Origin of the sequence: Psychrobacter sp. 78a-MNA-CIBAN-0178 (assembly GCF_040309625.1) — a bacterium.
Classification (GTDB): domain Bacteria; phylum Pseudomonadota; class Gammaproteobacteria; order Pseudomonadales; family Moraxellaceae; genus Psychrobacter; species Psychrobacter okhotskensis.
The window spans coordinates 1-287 of record NZ_JBEOOZ010000103.1 but is presented as its reverse complement, the minus strand read 5'-3'; the positions used below and the strand labels follow the sequence as shown (position 1 = coordinate 287).

General features: G+C 38.3%; 1 protein-coding gene. It reads left to right on the top strand.

Annotation, left to right across the window (positions count from 1 at the left end):
* Positions 1–15: 15 nt before the first annotated feature.
* A partial coding sequence (locus tag AAEY80_RS14430) for a hypothetical protein (RefSeq protein WP_350588548.1) occupies positions 16–287 on the top strand: 272 nt, incomplete at its 3' end.

Sequence of the window (287 nt, the reverse complement as noted above, 5' to 3'; positions counted from 1 at the left end):
ACTGACCCTATTCCTATGACAGAACAGACAAACATACCCCTGAATAAAGACCAACAAGACATTAGCGATAATACCGCAGAGGCTATGATGCCTATTAGTGACTCAAGTAACAAGCATCCCCATAAAGAGCCCTCAGCCAATAAGGAATCATTGGATAAGAATTCCTTAGATAAGAAGAAATTGGATAAAAGCTTAAAACGTAAAAAAACGGTCCATAAGTCGGTAGAAAAAGAAAATATCCCTAACGCTACTGATGCGCCTATTACACCTCATCCTATATTCATAGA